This is a genomic window from Gemmata algarum, from assembly GCF_034097035.1.
Lineage (GTDB): Bacteria > Planctomycetota > Planctomycetia > Gemmatales > Gemmataceae > Gemmata > Gemmata algarum.
In genome coordinates this window covers 1-17,396 of the sequence record NZ_JAXBLV010000004.1, presented here as the reverse complement: position 1 = coordinate 17,396, position 17,396 = coordinate 1, and the positions used below count along the sequence as shown (strand labels likewise).

The following is a 17,396-nucleotide window of genomic DNA, read 5'->3' as shown; positions in this document are numbered from 1 at the left end:
TAAATCAATCGGGCGTGACCGGTTGTCCGCGACTGTAGAACCGGTGTCTGTTTCGGAGTTTGTGGCGTGCCCGGTGATGACAAGCGACCTCCCGGCGAACAACATGGAGTTACCACATCGCCATGCTCGCCCGCCAGGAGGCCACGTCCATGATTGCACGACAGCACGCCGCAGACCAGTCACCTGCCCTCGACACGCTCGCCCAGCAACTCGCCGCTTACGTTCGCAAAGCCGCCACCGACGCCACGCCCGCACATGATGTCGAACGCGGGATCTGGACTCGAACCCTGGCTCTCGGGCGACAAGCTCTCGAACTCTTCTTCAGAATCCAGGGCACCGGCGATCTCGGCCAGACCGTCACACTCGCCGATGCCCAGACCCTTCAACGCTTAACTGACACGCACGACCGAGCGTATCGGTTCGCCGTTGGGGATTTCACGCTCCGTCGGACGGTCTACGGCACACGGGTCGGGCAGAGGATTGAGTTCGTGCCGCTCGATGCTCGGCTCCCGTTGCCGGCCAGCGATTACTCCATCCCTGCTTCCGCAATGGGACCAAGCACTCGGCTGTGAGCGCGCGTTCGCTCGGGTCGGCGTGACCCTCTTCGAGGTCCGCGGCTTGAAGCAATCTACCGACCATCGGGAGCGGATGAACCGACACATGGCCGGGGCCGTTCACTCGTTCCGTATGGCCCGACCGCCGCCGACGAGGGCGCGGTGATGGTGGCTCAGGCCGACGGCAAGGGGGTGGTGATGCGACGCCCGGCAGACGAGCCGAAGATTCAGGCGCACCGGACCAAGGGGCAGAAGGCGAACCAGAAGCGAATGGCTGCGGTTGGAACCATTTACTCGGTGGATCGGGTCGTACGAACCCCGACTGATGTGGTGGCCTCGCTGTTTCGCGATCCAGCCAGTGACCGCCCGGTCTCGACATCGACTCGACCTCGCCCGGTGGGCAAGCACGTGTGGGCCAGCCTGACGTATGAGGACGACGGGATAACGGTCCCCGGAACCGATCTGGTGTTCGCGTGGCGGTCGGTCGAGTTGAAGCGTCGGAACCCGGGCCGTCGGCGCGAGGTGGTGTATTTGATGGATGGGCCGGACGCGTTCTGGGAACGCCCGGCGTGCGTATTTGCCGGGGACCAACGCGGTGGAGATTCTGGATCTTCTGCACGTGGCCCCACGATTGTGGGCCGCGGCTCACCTGTTTTACCGTGAGGGACGTGGGGATGCGATGGCGTCCGTTCGTGAGCGCCTGGAGCGTGTGCTCCAAGGCGAGGTGTTGAGTGCCGTTCGCGGTCTGCGACAGACGGGAACGAGGCGTGGTCTGGCGAGTGCGAAGCGGAAGCGTTTGAAGACGATCTGCGTATGTCTGAGGACGAACGCGGATCGGATGCGTTACGGCGAGTAACTGCCCAAGGGATATCCGATCGCCAGCGGTGTGATCGAGGGAGCGTGCCGCCATTATGTGAAGGGCCGTCTGGAACGTGCGGGATGCACTGGACCGGTGAGGGTACCCAGGCGATGTCGGACATCCGTAGTGAGTTCCTCAACGGGGGCGGGGAAGCGTTCCAACGGTCCCGCATCGAACGGGAAACCAGAACGCTCTACCCGCAACGACCGATTCTGGACGAGATTACTTGGGCCTTACCGGTGTAGCGGGCGACCGGTCACGCCCTATCGAAAACTGTTTGGTCCGGACGGGAAGGAGCAGATGTCTCGTGCATACAGAGGAGGATCGTTACCCGTTTGGGACACCCAAACGGGTAAAATGCTACGGAATTAGAGACCACAGAACCACGCTATCATTGCGTTCTGTCCTAAGAAGCCGCTGCTGGCGGTTCTCGAACCGAACGGTGTATCCGAGACCCGGCTCGGGTTCTGGGACTTCTCAGCGGAGGTTGAGAAGAAGTAACGGCCTCGCCCTTGACACGTTCGGCCCGAGGAGCGAGCGTAACAGCACCCCTCTCGGAGCCGAACTCGTGCCTAACCTGACCCTACACGCCAATACTGCCGCCGACCTCATGACTCCGGGGCCGGTGTCGCTGGCCGCCAGCGTGACCGTCGCTGAAGCCGCTGCGTTCCTGACTGAGCGGGGGTTCGGGGCCGCGACCGTTATCAATGCCGGCGGGCGCCCGGTCGGAGTTGTCACGAAGACGGATATCGTGAACCACGCCCGGCATCACGGCACCAGTCCGGCCGACACCACTCCCGTTACGCAGATCATGACACCCGCAGTGTTTACGGTCCGCGTTGAGATGTCGGCGGCCTCGGTGATCGAGCAACTGCTGGAGGTGGGGGTTCACCACCTGTTCGTGATCGACCCGAGCGGGATTGTGGTGGGAATCATCAGCCCCATCGACGTGCTGAGGAAGCTCAAGTAATGCAGCGTCGGTGTCAGGACGCAAAGGCTGCTTTCCGGCCTCTCGCGCTGGGGTGAAGGGCCGGAATTCTGGCTGGGGCAGGAGCGGAAGGTTTATTACTTCGGGATGTATGACAACAGGTAAAACGCCAAGGCCGCGCAGATCACGCCAAGGAACATGACCAGCCACGCCTGAAACACCCAGGCGTAGACCTTGCGGTACGGCAGGGACTCAGCCGCAACCGACGCGGCGGTAGCGGAAACGACCGGGTTGGGTTTCATGGGCTGTGACATCAGCATCTCTCCTCAGCAACTGGGTTGTGTCATCATCGGGAATTTTAACGGTTCGCTTCACGCAGTGTTGGTTCGCTTCCGAACTTCGTCGCCGTATCGGTCGGATTTGCCGCTTCTATTGGGCCAACGATGCGCTACAATCTGAAGAATCGAATGGGCCGCCCTCGCCGGCCTTCGTTCGAGGCGTCGCCTGAAGCGGATCGGACGCGCCCGGTATGCCACTTGAAACCGCCGACGACTTGGTGCGCACCCTCCAGGGGAGCGGGCTGTTCACCCCCGAGCAGATCGGGGCGATCGTCCGCGACCTGAACGCCTTCGGAACCGACCTCCAGGGCGGGATGAGACACATACTCAAGCACGAGCGCGTCACCCACTACCAACTCGGCAAGATCATTCGCGGGAAGTCCGCAGACCTCGTCGTTGGCTCTTACATCGTGCTCGACAAGCTCGGTGAGGGCGGCATGGGCAAGGTGTTCCGCGCGCGGCACGGTCGAACCGATCGGACGGTGGCCCTCAAGGTGATCCGGCCGTCACTCATCGTGAACCCGACCGTGCGCGGCCGGTACGCGCGCGAGGTGCAGGCGACTGGCAAGTTGCACCACCCGAACATCGTGAGCGTCGATGACGCGGGCGAGGCGGACGGCAAGTTCTTCCTGGCGATGGAGTTTGTAGACGGCATTGACCTGGCCCGGATGATGCGTGACTTCCAGAAGCTTGAGGTCGTGGAAGCGTGCGAATACGTTCGGCAGGCGGCACTCGGGTTGCAACACGCGCACGACCACGGGCTGGTCCACCGCGACATCAAGCCGTCCAACATTGTGGTTGCGGGCGAGCGGCATTTGCCTCAGGCGACCGAACCGGCGGTCGTCAAAATTCTGGACCTGGGCCTCGCCCGCGCGGTCGATCCCGAAGACATGGTCGCCCCGGACCTGACGCGGGACCACACCGTCGTGGGGACGCCGGACTACATGGCGCCCGAGCAGGCGAAAAACTCGAAGCTGGTGGACGCACGCGCGGACCTTTACAGCCTGGGTTGCACGCTCTACTTCCTCCTCACCGGCCGTCCCCCATTTCCCACCGGGAACGCGATCGAGAAGTTGTTGCAGCACCAGCTCGAACGGCCGGCCCCGCTTCAGGCGTTGCGGCCCGGGGTGCCCGCTCCGGTGGCCGAGATCGTCGCCCGGCTGATGGCAAAGCGCCCCGACGACCGGTTTCAGACGGCAGCGGAAGTCGCCGCGATTCTGGAATCGTACGCGCGGTACCCCGACGGGTCGGCCGCGGTGCCGGTGGTGACGGTGCGCCCCGCCCCGCAGAATCCGGCGGCGTCCGGCGACACGCTGCCGTCGCGGAGTACCGCTCTCCCGTCCTCAATGGGTTTGGTGCCGAGTTCCACGACGAAGCACGTGTTGCTCGACCTTCCGGAAAACCCGCCGGCACTCCAGCCGGCGGCGACTTCATCTGATGTCACCCCTCGGCCGGTCGATCTGGCCGAACTGACTACCAAGCCGCGCCGGGGGAAGCGGCGCCAAGCACCCGCGTCACGTTCGAATCGCGCTCGCCCCCGCCCCTCGCGCAATGGGCTCGCGCCGGTGTGGGTGGGGGCCGGAGTTATGACCCTGGTGCTACTCGTCGTGTTGGTGTGGGCGGTGCGGGCGGTGAATTCTCGCTTGGCGCCGACACCACAGCCGACTCCGCAAATGTCCCCGCGGTGAACCGATCCCGCCACAGGCCCGCGCACCAAGCGGCGGGACCGCGACGGCGTCACGCGGCCTTCTTGATTTGGCGGACCTCGCCGAACACGTTGAGTAACGCCTGATAATGGTGCTCGAAGGTCCATTTCGTACCAGTCTGCCGCGCCGCGGTCGATGACTCCGCGCGGTACTTCGGGTCCGTGAACCGGTACATCGCTCCGGCCAGCGTTGCCGCGTCGTGCGGGTCGTCGATTACGGCGCCGTCGTTCGGCGGGGTGAGCAACTCGCTTGCCCCGTTGTACCGCGACGTGACCACCGGCAGTCCGCACGCCAGCGCCTCGAGTGCGACCAGCGAACACGGGTCGTAGAACGTCGGGTGAACAAGGAAGTCGGCCGCGAAGTAGCAGTCGCGCGGGTCGTCGCGGTGCCCGAGGAACACGACCCGGTCGGCGACGCCCAACTTCTCCGCCTGGCGCCGGTATCGGTCGACCTTGGGGTGCCCCACAACGGCGAGCTTGAACGGTCGGTCGCGCGGCACCCGCGCCAGCGCGTTCAGCAGGGGCGCCAGTCCCTTTAGTCGGTAGTTCATCGCCACGAACAGGCCGATCGTGTCTTCCGGGAACGCCATCCACCGGCTGCGCTCCTCGTGCCGGCGCTTGAGCCGGTCCTCTGCAGCGAACCGGAGGGGGTCGATCGCGCTGCGGACCACCCGCACTGCGTCCGGGGGTATGCCGTAGAACTGCTCGAAGTGCTTTTGCACCATGAAACTGTTGACGACGATCAGCGGTCGGTTCGGCCCGAGGTACTGCTTCCGCTCCAGCCGCGCGAACGACCACGCCGCGGGGTCGAGCCACTTCCCGACCGCTGCCAACCCGCGGGAAAGGGCATCGGGGTACTTCAGCAGGTTGTGCGCGGCGCTGGCGGCGTGCAGCCCGCCTTGCGGGTACAGCACATCCTGACCCCAGGTCTTGTCGAACCCCATGCTCACGTCGTGACGGTGGCGTTGCAGCTCGGCTTCGCACGCCTCGGCGAACCGCCACGGGCGCAGGAACCGTGGGCCGCTCGGCACGTCGATCCGGTGGAAGTGCGTGGAGGCGGGCAGCGCGCTGGCGTCCCACCGGGCGGCGTACAGGTGGACGGCGTGGCCGTCGCGGGCGAGCCGGCGCGCGAGGTCGCCGATGTACGTCTCCGCGCCGCCGCGCGCCGGCAGCACGCTCTCGTAGCACAGTGCGATGTCCATCTACGCGGCACTCCGTTGCTGGTCGTAAGGCACGGCGGACGGCTTCCGCTGGTTGTGGCGGCGATACCGCTGCCACTTCCACTTCACGAGCGGGCGAATCCATTCGCCCGGGCCGCGCCCGGCGGGCCAGTGCCGCCGGTACAGCTTCCAGAACCGCACGCGGTCGCGCGCGGTCACCCCTTCGACTTCCGACGAGAACAGCAGTTGCGCCAGGTCCTTGATCTGCCACCACGGGCCGGTGAGCGGGTGCCGCGCGAGCCGGTGCAGGTCGATCATCACGACGCGGTTCGTCCAACCGGTCGGGGGCGTGCGGGTCAGCGCTTCGGGGATGTAGAAGTGGCAGAAGTACAGGTCTTTGTGGAACACGTGCCGGCGGTGCAGTTCGCGCGACAGGCGGGCGAGTTCGGCCACCAGCCCCCGCTTCCAGCGCGCGAACGTCCGGGGATCGAGTGCCCGGGCGGCGCGGGGGACCGCTTCGTGGAGCGGCAGCATCCCGTGCAGCTCTTCGATCGCCAGGAACCCCTGGAGCCGGCCCCACGGCCCGACGAACTGTCCGGCCGCGACCGGGCGCGGCACGGGGAAGCCGTGCTCCTTCGCCCAGCACAGGTGCGCCCACTCTTGCAGCCCCGGCGACCACGCGCGGCCCGGGAACAGCGTCGCCAGCAGCCCGTGCAGCCGCGGCAGGCGGTAGTGCCGCTTCAGGTAGACGCTCAGCTTGTCGCGCCCGTCTGCGAACACCTTGCGCCCGATCGACCGCCCTTGTTTGGCGTGCTCGCGGTCCGTGAGCGGCACCGTCATGATGCTCTCCGTCCACGACTCGCCGGCGAAGCGCTCCCAGTCCGCTTGGCGGCGCAGCAGGCGCACCCCCTGGCACACCCGGCGCCAGAAGCTCGAGACCGGGTCGCCCACCTCGGGCCGGAAGAGGGACGGGTTCGGGTTCGCGCTCATTCCGCTCCCAGAAGCCGGGCCGCGGCGCGGGCGTCGCGCCGCCTGGTTGCCGCACCCACCCGCCGCACGATTCGCACGGCGCGCGGGTCCGCGACGCTCACCCGCCCGTTGTCGAACGCGAACGCGTTCTTCGGGTCGGTCAGGACGCAGCCCGCGGCGTGGAGCGCGTCCAGGCACGCGAGTACGCTCGCAAGAGCCGCGCGGCGGGCGGAAGATGATGCCGTCCGCCGCCATTTTCGCAAGGGCACTCCGGGCGGCGCGTCGTACAGCGCGAACCACTCCGCGGAGGCTAAGCCGGTGAGCCGCTGGCCGAACCCCATCAGGCGCGGGGCGGGTACCCCGTACCGCTCCAGGTGGAACAGCACCCGCCCGATTGTGACCCCTTCCGACCGCCACGGGGTGGCGCGGACCCAGGCCCGCAGCCGGCCGAGCGGCGCGGACTCGCGACCGCGTGCGAGTACCGCGTCCCGGCCCGCCATCCGTACCTTCAGCGCGCCGGTCGGTCCCGAGCCGTAAAACGGTGATCTGATCGCGGGCGTCGGCCACACCGCTGCGATCTCCGGCACCGCGCACACGGCCTCGCCGGCGAGCCACACCAGCCGCTGGGGCCGCGCGCCGGGCTGAAGTTGGTCACGCACCGACCGCCGGGTCGCGTGCCGCGCTGCGGCGCCGAGCGCGCGTGCCAGGAGGTTTTCCGGGGCGCGGCCCTGGGCGCGGTACGCGGCGAGGACGCGGAGCCGGTCGGCGGGGCTCGCCAGCTCTGGGGAGACCGATGCGTGCAGTGCCCCGAGCGCGTCCGCACGGGCCGCGTCCGTCACGCCACGGCCCGCGGACGGCCAGTCCAGGAACGTCAGCTCGAAGGTGCGCGGGTTCACGAGCACGTGCTTCGCGGTGAGGTCGGGCGTCTCGAATCCGGCCGCGTGGACCGCCGCGACCGCGCCGCCGATCCGCCTTGCGAGTGCGGACCGCTGCGGCTGCGACAGCGCGTTCGTGCCGAGCAGCCGGCGCAGGTCAACGGCGTCTGCCACCTCCTCGACCAGCAGGAAGGCTTGTCGCCCGTGGGTGCCGAATGCCGCCCACGACGGGGCCGGCAGACCGGCCGCGGTCAGTTCCTCCAGCAGAGCGGCTTCGCGCGCGCACCGCGACGCCCACCCGAACCCCGCCCGCCAGTTGCGGAGCTTCTCGCGCCAACCGACGACGTGCTGGCGCTTGAGGTAGAACGCCCGCGGCGCCCCGGGCACCGCCACCCGCACGACGTGCCGGTCGGCGTGGCCGCTCACCACCTCACCGGGTAGGTCCAGAAACGAGGCGGGGTGCTGCAACCCGACACGCGCGAACAACTCGGCGAACGCCGGGTGGACCGTGAGCGTGCCGCTCCGATCGGCGGGCGGCGCGAACAGGACCCTCGGCTCGCGCACGGCGGCGGCGGCTTCAAGCTGCACGGGGCACCCCTTCCCACACGGGGAGCGTGAGCCGCGTTAAAAGCCGCTCGGCGGCCTCGAACACGCTTGCGGGGGCGAGTTCGCGCATGCAGCGGTGGTGCCCGAGCGGACACACCCGCTGCTGGCACGGGCCGCACGCGAGCTTCTTCTGAAGGCAAATCTCCTTCGCGAAGTGCGTCTCGGTCCACTCGATGTGCGTCGGGCCGAACAGCGCCACCACCGGCCGGTTGAACGCCGCCGCGAAGTGCCGCGGGCCGCTGTCGGTGGTGACGAGCAGGTCGGCGCGCTTGACCACCGCTTTCGTCAGCCCGAGCGACAGCTTCGCGTCGGCGAGCGAGTACACGTGCGGGGACCGGCTCTGCTCGGCGATTTGCCGGGCCATCTCGCGCTCGCCCGGGCCGCACAGCACGAGCACCCCGCAGCCGAGGCGCGCGGTCAGGGACCGTGCGAGTTCCGCGAAGTGGTCGCAGCCCCAGTGCTTCGCGGCGCCGAACGCCGCGCCCGGGTTGAGTGCCACGACCCGCGGGTAGCGCCCGAGCCCGAACCGCTCCCAGATCTCCGCGGCCGTCGAGTCGTCGGCGGGCGTGGTGAACAGCTCCATCCGGTGCCCGGGATCGGCCGCACCGAGCGCGACCGCGAGCCGGTTGTAGTCGTCGAGTGCCGGGGACGGCACGAACCGGCCGCGGGCGTCGGTTTTGGCGTGCAACTTGTCGGTGAGCAGGACGCCGCGGGCGTAGCGCGCGAACCCGACGATTCGCTTGGCGCCGCCGAGGCGCGCCAGGAGGGCCGTGCGGAACGAGTTCGGGAACAGCAGCGCCGCGTCGGTGCCGAGTTCGCGCAGCCGGCGCGCCGCGGCGAACAGCCGTTGCGCCTTCGGCCCGCGCTTGTCGGCCAGGACGGTGTGCGCGAACCACGGCGCGCCGGCCAGCACGTCGGCGACGTAGGGCTTGCACACCGCGACCAGTTCGGCCGCCGGGAACGCGGCGCGGACGGCCCGGACCGCGGGCGTGGCCATCACCACGTCCCCGATCCAGTTCGGCAGGAACAGCGCGATGCGGTTCATCAGGCGGCCTTCATCCGTTCGATCAGGTTCGTGGTCGAGAACCCGGCGCGGAGGTCGGCGAGGTGGACCCGGCCGCCGTAGCTCTCCACGAACGCCGCGCCGACCACGTCGGCCTTCTGGTAGTCCGCGCCCTTCACGAGTACGTCGGGCCGCACGGCCTCGATGACGCCCGCGGGGGTCTGCTCGTTGAAGATGGTGACGTAGTCCACGTCCTGGAGGCCGGCGAGCACGAGCGCCCGGGCCTCGACCGGGTTGAGCGGGCGCGTCGGGCCTTTCAGTTGCCGCACGCTGGCGTCGCTGTTGACGGCGACCACGAGGCAGTCGGCCTGGCGCCGGGCCTCGGCGAGGTACTGGACGTGGCCGGCGTGCAGCACGTCGAAGCACCCGTTGGTGAACGCGACCGTTTGGCCGTTGCGGCGCCGCCCGTCGAGTTCCGCCAGCAGGTGGGGCAGCGCGGCCACCTTCGCCCCGCCGGGCACGCGCTCCGCCGCCCGGAACGGGGAGTGCAACAGGTCGGCCAGGATCTCTTCGCGGGTGACGGTCGCGACGCCGATCTTCTCGACTTCGAGCCCGCCGGCGACGTTCGCCAGCCGGATCGCGTCGCCGTAATCGGCTCCGGCGGCGAGCGCCAGGCCGAGGGTCGCCATCACCATGTCGCCGGCGCCGGTGATGTCGTACACCTGGCGCGGGCGGGTCGGGAACACGGCGCCGCGCCCGTCGGCGTGTGCGAGCGCCATTCCGTCCTTATCGAGCGTGACGATGCCCGCTTCGAGCTCCAGCGTGTCGCGGAGGTGGGCGGCGGCGCGGAGCGCGTCATCCCTGGTGTTGATCGCGAACCCCACCGCGAGGCTCGCTTCGAGCCGGTTGGGGGTCATGCTCGAGCACCCGCGGTACTTGCGGTAGTCGCCCCCGCGGGTCGGGTCGGCGACGACCCGGACCCCGCGCGCCTTCGCCATTTCGATCGCGGCCCGGAGCAGCCCGGGCGTGCAGACGCCCTTGTCGTAATCGCTGATGAGAACCACGTCCGCCTCGCGCACCTTGGCGGCGAGCGCGTCGGCGAGCTGCCGCTCCACCCGGTCCGAGGCCGGCTCGCGGCTCTCGTAGTCCACCCGGATCATCTGCTGCGGGTGCTTCGCCTGCGCCCGGCCGATGTACCGCTCCTTGACCGTCGTCGGGCGGTCCGGGTCGGTGACCACGGCGTCCGCGTCGATGCCGAGGCCGGTGAGGATGCGGCGCGCGTGGAACCCGTCGCCGTCGTTGCCCACGACCCCGAGCACGCTGGTGCGGGCGCCGAGGGCCTGGAGCATGGTGGCGACGCTGCTGGCGCCGCCGAGCCGCTCCTCCCGCTTGTCGGCGCGCAACAGGACGACCGGCGCCTCCTGGCTGATGCGCTCGGCGTTGCCCCACACGTAGCGGTCGAGCATCACGTCGCCGACCACCAGCACGCGCGGGGCGCCCAGGTTCTGAACAAGCTCGGTCAGGTCGGTCATGGTGACGGTCCGTTGCCATCCGTTGGCGCGTGCGCCGGACGTTGTGTCTTGTCTGGTACCTGTTTTGGCCGCTGCCTTTGTGGCACAGACATTCCTGTCTGTGCGGCCTTCTCGCGCCGCACAGACAGGAATGTCTGTGCCACAAGAAACAGACATAACCAGCCGAATCGCGTATCGGCCGCGGGGTCAGGCCGTGTCGCTCGTCAGTACCCGTTCCAACACTTCCGAAACGGCGTCTTCCCCGTCGCGGAAGTGTAACCCGATCCGCACCGCCCGCAGCCGCCGCCCGCCCAGCTCCGGCACGCGCAGCTTCACCCAGTCTTTCTGGGTCGTGGCGATGATCGCGCCGTCGGGAAGTGTGGTGGCCCAATGCGTGAGGGCGCGCACGTCTTCGGCCGTGTAGGCGTGGTGGTCCGGGAACGTGCGGAACTCCGCGACCGTTGCGCCGAGCGATTCGAGCGTGTGCCGGAACGCGCCGGGGTTGCCGATTCCGCAGAACGCGGCCACCGTCTGCCCGCGGAGCAACTCCAGCGGTTCGGTGTCCCCGTCACCGCCGACCAGATCGATCGGCCGGTGTTCGGTACTCGCGACCGGCACGTTCGGCACCCGGCGCCCGAGCCAGTCGCGCAGTCGGTCGAGTTCCGCAGCGGGCACCTGATCGCACCGCGTCAGCAGCACGGCCCCGGCACGCCGCAACCCGCCGGCGGGCTCGCGGAGGGTGCCGCGCGGGAACACGAAATCGCGCTCCGGCGGACGGGTCGCGTCGATCAGTACGAGGTCGAGGTCGCGGTGCAGCCGGCGGTGCTGGAACCCGTCGTCCAGCACGAGCAGTTCGGCTTCGAGTTCCTCGACGGCGGTGGCCGCGAGCGCCACCCGGTCGGCGCCTTGCAGGTGCGGCACGTCCGGCAGGTTCTCTTCCAGCACGAGGGCTTCGTCGTTCCGGCCCGTGCTGCTCCCGTAACCGCGGCTGAGGATCGTGACCTGCACGCCGCGCTCCCGGAAGAACCGCGCGACCCACTCGACGCACGGCGTCTTGCCGGTCCCGCCGAGCGTCAGGTTGCCGACGCTCACCACGGGTACGGTGGCCCGGTGGACCGTTTTCCACCCGCGGGCGAACAGCGCGTTCCGCGTCCGCACCCCGAGGGCATATGGCCCGCTCGCGAGGCGCAAACCGAGGCGCAGCGCCGCCGCCAACGGCCCGCGCCGCTCCCCGCTCACCAGGGCGTACCACGACTGAGGGTTAATCCCGAAAACTCCTGTGTGCTCACAAGCGGACGGACTGTAACAGTCGCGGCGCAAGCGTGTCAACGCGAAGCGCCGCACCGCGCGACCGCGCTCTCCTACCGTCGGCACATCGGGCATTTCGGGCACCCATTCCCCTTGTGTGGAGCTACCGGAAGTTTGAATCCGCCTCGCTCGCATCGGGCCGGACGGTTGGCGTCGGATGCGCGCGGGGCTGGCGTCACGACGGGTTGGCGATGGCGACGCCGTAAATAACTTGCTGGCAATATGTTGCAACTCTCCATTTAAACGTCCCAGAGGGCGCGGGCGGTTGCTCTTGTGGCCGCATCCGGGGACGAAGGCGTGCGAATCGCGGGTAGTAATGACCCAGCGAGTTGCCAGCGAATCGCCACTCATCCGGTAGCGATTGTCCCGTCGTTGCCCCAGCGGTTGCTGCCGACGCCCTGTAACCCCCGTTGCAGCGCGAACGGGGGCGTGCCCGTGTTTCGAGCGGTGGCATAACCCGCAAAGCCCGAAGCCACAGTCAGCCGACAGGGCCTTGTTCCGTTGTCCGTGGGGGCGCATTTGTTGGTTTGCCTCTCCCCCGCCTGTTGGGGCGGAGTGGTTCGCGTCTAAAATGAGGACACCCGGAGGGCGCGGCGATGGCGGTACGGCACATGCGGCTCGCGATCGGGCTATTCTTCCTGATGGCAGGCGCGACGCTCCTGACCGTTCGGTTCGTGGCACCCGACCGCGTGGCGCAGTTGTTCGACCCGCTTCGGCTCGCGCTCGGCGCGATTCTGGCGTTGGTTCTTGCCGGTGTTAACTTTGCGAAGTGGTACGCCGGCCGTCTGGCGCACGACGAACTGAGCACCCCGGTCCGACGGCCGTTCCAACCAGACCCCGCGAGGCGTGCTGAAGACTCCGAACCGAATCCCGACTTCGATTTCGGCAAACCGGAATCGGGACCGGCCCGGAAGTCGAATAACTCCTGACCACCCACCCGCACCCGGCACTTATACTGAAATGATGGGTACTGAGGCGCACGCCATCGAACTGTCCGCCGAACTCGACGCCAAGCGTGAGGCGCTGCTCGCGACCCTCGGCGCGATGCCGGGCGTCGCGGTCGCGTTCAGCGGCGGCATCGACAGCACCGTCGTCGCAAAGGCCGCGCACCTGGCGCTGGGGGCGCGGGCGGTCGCGGTGACCGCGGACAGCCCGAGCGTGGCCCGCACCGAGTTGCGCGACGCCCGCGAGCTGGCGAAGCTGATCGGCATCCGGCACGTCGTCGTTCGCACCGACGAGTTCCGCAACCCCGACTACACCAAGAACGACGGCTCCCGCTGCTACCACTGCAAGACGGAACTGTACACCACGGTCGAATCGCTTCTGCCGGAGCTGGAAGTGTCGCTCATCGCGAGCGGCGCGAACCTCGACGACCTGGGGGACTACCGCCCCGGGCTGCTCGCCGCTGCCGAGCATTCGGTGCGGCACCCGCTGCAAGAGGCCGGGTTCACGAAGGCCGATGTCCGCGCGCTGGCGCAGTTCTGGGGGCTACCGACCTGGGACAAGCCCGCGGCCCCGTGCCTGTCCAGCCGGATGGCCCCCGGGGTTGCGGTCACCCCCGAGCGGACGAGGCGCGTCGAGGAGGCGGAAGCCGTACTGCGGTCGCTGGGGCTGCGCGAGTGCCGGGTGCGGTACCACGAGGGCGACCTGGCCCGCGTTGAGGTGCCCGTGAGCGAGCTGCCGACGTTCGCCGCCGATCCGGTCCGCGGCGAACTCGCCCGGGCGCTGCACGCCCTCGGGTTCAAGTTCGTGACCATCGACCTCGACGGGTTCCGCTCCGGCAACTTGAATGAACTCGTACCGATCGAGTTGAAGCTGCGGTACCGCCGCGACGAACCGACCCAGGCGCCTGCCGCCGACGAACTGTAAGGTTCCCATGACCCCGCTCCCCGCCGCCGCCGCGCTCGACCAGTTCTTCCTCGACGCCCGCAGCAAGCTGTTGGAAACGGCCGCCATCTTCGACCGCATCGGTCGCGGCGCCGGCGCCGAAGCCGCTGCCGCCGATCCGCGCGCCGCGAAGCTGCGGCGGGCCGTCGAGGCGCTCCTCGGCGACGCGCCGAACAAGGCCGAGCTGCTTCAACAAATCTTCTCACTGGCCTACGATCCCGAGTGGCCGCGGCCCGCCCCGCGGTTCTGACGCCCCGTGCCGCCGGCACCACCGCGCCGCGCGGACCCCGGCCGCGGCTTTTCCGGCGCCCAGGGGGTTCCGCCCGGGCGCCGTTGCGCTTAGCATGTCGCAAATGGCACAAGGGGTTTGCCGGTCGTTTCCCTTTGGAAACAGTGGATGTCGATTGCGCTCACCTGCTCGAACTGCGACGAACCGCTTGAGGCGCCGGCGCACCGGGCCGGAAAACTGGTCCGGTGCCCGTACTGCAAAGCGCTCTCGACCGTGCCGGCCCCGGAGGCCGAACTGCTCCCGATTCCCGACGAGGACGATCCGCCGGGCGCCCGCGAATCGCCGGTGCCGGGCCGGCGGCGCACGCGCGGCGCCGCGGGGCACGAGTTGGCGTTGCCGTGGCAGGCGTTCGCCCGCGGGTGTCGGTGGGTCGGATGGGGCATCGTGACGGAGTTCCTTGCCATCACGGTACTGTTTATGACCGTGGCGGGCGTGGGGCTTGGGCGGCTCGGCGTGATCCCGGTGGCCCGGGTCAATAGCGACTATTCTGCGCCCGTGTTCTTTGCCCTTTACCTCGCCGGCACGGGTTGCATCTGCGCCGGGCGGTGGATGATGCTGCGGTTGCCGGCCGGAACCGGTGGCACCGGCGTCCTGATCGGCGCGTTTTGTTTGAGCGCTCTGCGGTTCGTTGCCCTCCTCTGCGGCTTGGTGCTCGTGGTTACCGCGTTGGTGAGCCCCGGCGAACGGAGTGTCGGGTTCGACTGGGCCGGGCGGCTGTACCTTCTCGGGTACGTTGCTGGGTTCGTGGCCGAAATGAGCGTCGTCGCGGCGATGGGCGTTGTCGGCGGCGCGCTGCCGACCGACCGACTCCGCCGCCGTGCCGGGGCGGTCACGCTGGTGCTCCAGTTGGTGGCCTCGGCGTGGGTGGTGCTCATGGCGTTAATCATCTACGCCGGTATGCTGGTGGAGTTTTTGCCGCGCCCGGCGCCGAACCCGGCGGCGCGTCCGGCGCCGCCCGCCGCGCCGGAGGTGCCGGTCGCGCGGCGCGCGGCCGTCCTCCTGGGGGGGCTCTCGGTCGCTTATCTGTTCCATGCCGGGTACGCCTTCGTTCACTACTCGCTTTTCGCGGCCGGCCGGGGGGCGGTCGCCGAGAGTAACCGTTCCGGTTCCGAATCCGCACAATAGCGCCGGCCGCCCCACCGGTCGGTGGGATCTTTATTGGCGGCGCGGCGAGTTCCTTGGTGCTGGAGAAATTATGCCGATCACACTGGGGTGCCCGTCGTGCGGGAAGCGGTTCCGCGCCCGCGACGAGTCCGCGGGCAAACGGGTGAAGTGCCCGTACTGCCAGACCGCGGTGCCGGTGCCGCTGCCCGAAGAGGGGGCCGCGCCGACGGTCCCGGTCGAGCCGGCCCCGTCGCCGCCACCGCCGCGCCCGGCCCCGCCGCGCCCCGCGTTCGAGTCGGACCTGCTGCCGCCGTCGCAGCCGCGCCCGGCCCCGTCGCGCCCGCCCGTCGCGCCCGTGCGGGCCAACCGCCCCGAGCAACCGGCCGCCCCGGCCGATTGGGGCGCGCTGCCCACCGAGCCCGCCGTCACCGGCCCGGTGCCGACCGCCCCGTCGCGGCCGTTCCCGTCGGCCCCGCCGCCCGAACTCGAACCGGACCCGGACGCGCCGCCGCCCGCGCCCAAGCGGGGGGACCGCGGGGGCAAGCCGCGGCCCAAGCCGGCCGCGCCCGAGCCCAAGAAGAAGGCCGCGGAGAAGAGCCCGGAACAGGTGCTCGCGAAGAAGTGGGCGTCCGTGCGCCGCGGCCTCTTCTGGGTCCGGTTCTCGCTGCTGTTCGTCGCGCTGCTCGGGTTCGTCGAGTTCGGCAAGGCCGTGTACACCCGCTCCGTCGGCGAACTGCCCAAGGGCGAGGGCTGGGTTCAGATCGACGGTTACATCAACTCGGGCGGGCCGAACTCGATCCCGCTCTCGAAGACCGACGAAATCAACCTCGCCACCTACGGGCTGTTCGGCGCGCTGGCCGGCTTCCTGATGGTGATCGGGCGGCTGTTCAGCGGCGGCGCCCCGCGGAACAGCGGCGCCGGCGGAATGTTCGCGCTGAGCGGGCTGCTCACGCTGGTCGCCTTCGTGTCCGTGCCGGTTTGGATCGTGTGCGAGAAGGTGCCGTTCCCGGAGGAGGTGAGGTACGCGCGGCTGGCGCTGCTCGTGTCCGCCCCGCTGGCGGAGTTCTGGTTCCTCACCGCGCTGACCGCCAGCGGGCTCGCGCTCAAGCGGCCGAAGGTGGCCCGGCAGGTCGGGTGGCTCGGGTTCCTTTTCGCCCTCATTCCGGTTCTCGTAATCGTCGGGTGGGAACAGTATGTAATTCACGGGCGCCCGAAGAAGCCGGATGCCGATTGGCTGCTTTACGAGCAGGCGGCGATCCTGATGGGCTGGCTAATCGTGGTGGTGGGCTACTGGCGTGCGGTCGGGGGCGTGCGGCGGGGCGCGCTGGAGTTCATCCGGTCGGTGGAAGACAAGGACGACGAAAAGAGTTGATCGTGCGGCGGTTCGCTCGAAAACTGTAACCGTGCGGACGTGCCGTCCGGTCGTTTCAAGTGGCACGGCCTTCGTGATCGGTCGGGAGTTCCGAATACGCCGCGCGGTCCCCACCGGTACCAGCAGGCGGGGGCCGCGTGTCACGTGTGCGCCGCGCCTGCGTTAGCCGGCGCGGCGCACACGTGTGACAAACTGAAGACGACTGCGAGCCGGTTGACGAGCAACCGCGAGCAGAACGCCGGTCGCGCACGGCGGCTGGCACCGACACGATTGAACCGCACTTGGTACGACACATCCGGCCTCTTCCGGGGCCGGCCTCACAAACGCCGGCCCCACCGTCGCCCGATAGCCGTGCGTCTACGCTCACCCCGCCGTGAACTCGACCGTCCTTCTCCCGCCTGATCGACACCGCCATGACTCGCGCCGAATGGGTCGCGGGCACGACCGGCCGCGTTCCGAAATGCCGGAAGAAATCGCCTTCCGTGTGCGGGAAGGGATTGCCGGATAGAACCGCGAGCGGCGCAATGAGTGCGTGCTCGTGGAACGAGATGGGCGAACGGGTACGCGGGCACTGGAACGAATCGGAACAAGGGTCTTGAGCGCGGGCGACCGCGCGGGTACACTTCTGAGCATGTCGGCCCAAGTAGCGTGGGAGAATCCGCCGGCCCGCGCAAGTGGAAGGCAAAGGGCACCGCGCGAAGCATCGAAGTAACGTTCACGTTCGCACGGGCCGTTACCGTGTTATTGTGCGAGCCGGGAAGGGGCGAGTCGAAGTTTCGCACGGCCCATTACCGTGTTATTGCGCATATTGTGAAGATAGCCTTCACACGGTAACAACAAGGCCGGTCAGGAGTTCGGTCCCCGGCGTGCGGTGCGCCGGGTGAAATCATCCCGTGTTATTGCGCGAAGCCTCGCACACTAAACACTG

General features: G+C 68.9%; 16 protein-coding genes. 9 read left to right on the top strand and 7 right to left on the bottom strand.

The window, feature by feature from the left end:
* Positions 1–149 precede the first annotated feature (149 nt).
* The 3 genes from R5W23_RS02115 (at position 150) to R5W23_RS02105 (ending at position 2,383) form a co-directional block, all read left to right on the top strand.
* Positions 150–572: a hypothetical protein gene (locus R5W23_RS02115; RefSeq protein WP_320684896.1), complete on the top strand. Its 423-nt coding sequence runs from the start codon at positions 150–152 to the stop codon at positions 570–572.
* A 147-nt stretch (positions 573–719) separates the two neighbouring features.
* A complete protein-coding gene (locus R5W23_RS02110; RefSeq protein ID WP_320684895.1) occupies positions 720–1,217 on the top strand; it encodes a hypothetical protein in 498 nt (165 codons plus the stop codon).
* A 764-nt stretch (positions 1,218–1,981) separates the two neighbouring features.
* Positions 1,982–2,383 (top strand): CBS domain-containing protein, encoded by a 402-nt coding sequence (locus R5W23_RS02105; RefSeq protein WP_320684894.1) that lies wholly within the window; start codon positions 1,982–1,984, stop codon positions 2,381–2,383.
* Positions 2,384–2,478: 95 nt separating this feature from the next.
* Here R5W23_RS02105 and R5W23_RS02100 read toward each other — a convergent pair whose 3' ends face one another.
* Positions 2,479–2,655, bottom strand: a complete 177-nt coding sequence (locus R5W23_RS02100) for a hypothetical protein (protein ID WP_320684893.1) — start codon at positions 2,653–2,655, stop codon at positions 2,479–2,481.
* A 215-nt stretch (positions 2,656–2,870) separates the two neighbouring features.
* Here R5W23_RS02100 and R5W23_RS02095 point away from each other — a divergent pair, with 215 nt between their 5' ends.
* On the top strand, positions 2,871–4,367 hold the full coding sequence (locus R5W23_RS02095; protein ID WP_320684892.1) for a serine/threonine-protein kinase: 1,497 nt from the start codon (positions 2,871–2,873) through the stop codon (positions 4,365–4,367).
* Between the two features lie 49 nt (positions 4,368–4,416).
* On the opposite strand, the gene R5W23_RS02090 is transcribed toward R5W23_RS02095, so the two are convergent.
* The 6 genes from R5W23_RS02090 to lpxK all read right to left on the bottom strand — a co-directional run bounded on the left by R5W23_RS02090 (position 4,417) and on the right by lpxK (position 11,747).
* Positions 4,417–5,586, bottom strand: a complete 1,170-nt coding sequence (locus tag R5W23_RS02090) for a glycosyltransferase family 4 protein (protein ID WP_320684891.1) — start codon at positions 5,584–5,586, stop codon at positions 4,417–4,419.
* Positions 5,587–6,534, bottom strand: coding sequence for a lipopolysaccharide kinase InaA family protein (locus tag R5W23_RS02085; protein WP_320684890.1), 948 nt, complete (start codon positions 6,532–6,534; stop codon positions 5,587–5,589).
* Positions 6,531–7,976, bottom strand: coding sequence for a lipopolysaccharide kinase InaA family protein (locus R5W23_RS02080; protein ID WP_320684889.1), 1,446 nt, complete (start codon positions 7,974–7,976; stop codon positions 6,531–6,533). Before R5W23_RS02080 ends, R5W23_RS02085 begins: the two co-directional genes overlap by 4 nt.
* Positions 7,966–9,039 (bottom strand): lipopolysaccharide heptosyltransferase II, encoded by a 1,074-nt coding sequence (gene waaF, locus R5W23_RS02075; RefSeq protein WP_320684888.1) that lies wholly within the window; start codon positions 9,037–9,039, stop codon positions 7,966–7,968. Before waaF ends, R5W23_RS02080 begins: the two co-directional genes overlap by 11 nt.
* Complete coding sequence (gene rfaE2 / locus R5W23_RS02070; RefSeq protein ID WP_320684887.1) at positions 9,039–10,529, bottom strand: D-glycero-beta-D-manno-heptose 1-phosphate adenylyltransferase; 1,491 nt, start codon at positions 10,527–10,529, stop codon at positions 9,039–9,041. Before rfaE2 ends, waaF begins: the two co-directional genes overlap by 1 nt.
* Before the next feature lie 186 nt (positions 10,530–10,715).
* Positions 10,716–11,747, bottom strand: coding sequence for a tetraacyldisaccharide 4'-kinase (lpxK, locus tag R5W23_RS02065; protein ID WP_320684886.1), 1,032 nt, complete (start codon positions 11,745–11,747; stop codon positions 10,716–10,718).
* Between the two features lie 665 nt (positions 11,748–12,412).
* Here lpxK and R5W23_RS02060 point away from each other — a divergent pair.
* From R5W23_RS02060 to R5W23_RS02040, 5 genes are all read left to right on the top strand, one after another.
* A complete protein-coding gene (locus R5W23_RS02060) occupies positions 12,413–12,745 on the top strand; it encodes a hypothetical protein (RefSeq protein ID WP_320684885.1) in 333 nt (110 codons plus the stop codon).
* Between the two features lie 34 nt (positions 12,746–12,779).
* Positions 12,780–13,685, top strand: coding sequence for an ATP-dependent sacrificial sulfur transferase LarE (gene larE, locus R5W23_RS02055; RefSeq protein WP_407936098.1), 906 nt, complete (start codon positions 12,780–12,782; stop codon positions 13,683–13,685).
* 7 nt (positions 13,686–13,692) lie between these two features.
* Positions 13,693–13,953, top strand: coding sequence for a hypothetical protein (locus R5W23_RS02050; RefSeq protein WP_320684883.1), 261 nt, complete (start codon positions 13,693–13,695; stop codon positions 13,951–13,953).
* 147 nt (positions 13,954–14,100) lie between these two features.
* Entirely contained in the window at positions 14,101–15,117 is a 1,017-nt protein-coding gene (locus R5W23_RS02045) for a hypothetical protein (protein ID WP_320684882.1), read from the top strand.
* A gap of 70 nt (positions 15,118–15,187) precedes the next feature.
* The gene (locus R5W23_RS02040; protein ID WP_320684881.1) at positions 15,188–16,468 is read left to right on the top strand and encodes a hypothetical protein; all 1,281 of its coding nucleotides are present in this window, start codon (positions 15,188–15,190) and stop codon (positions 16,466–16,468) included.
* Positions 16,469–17,396: the final 928 nt, after the last annotated feature.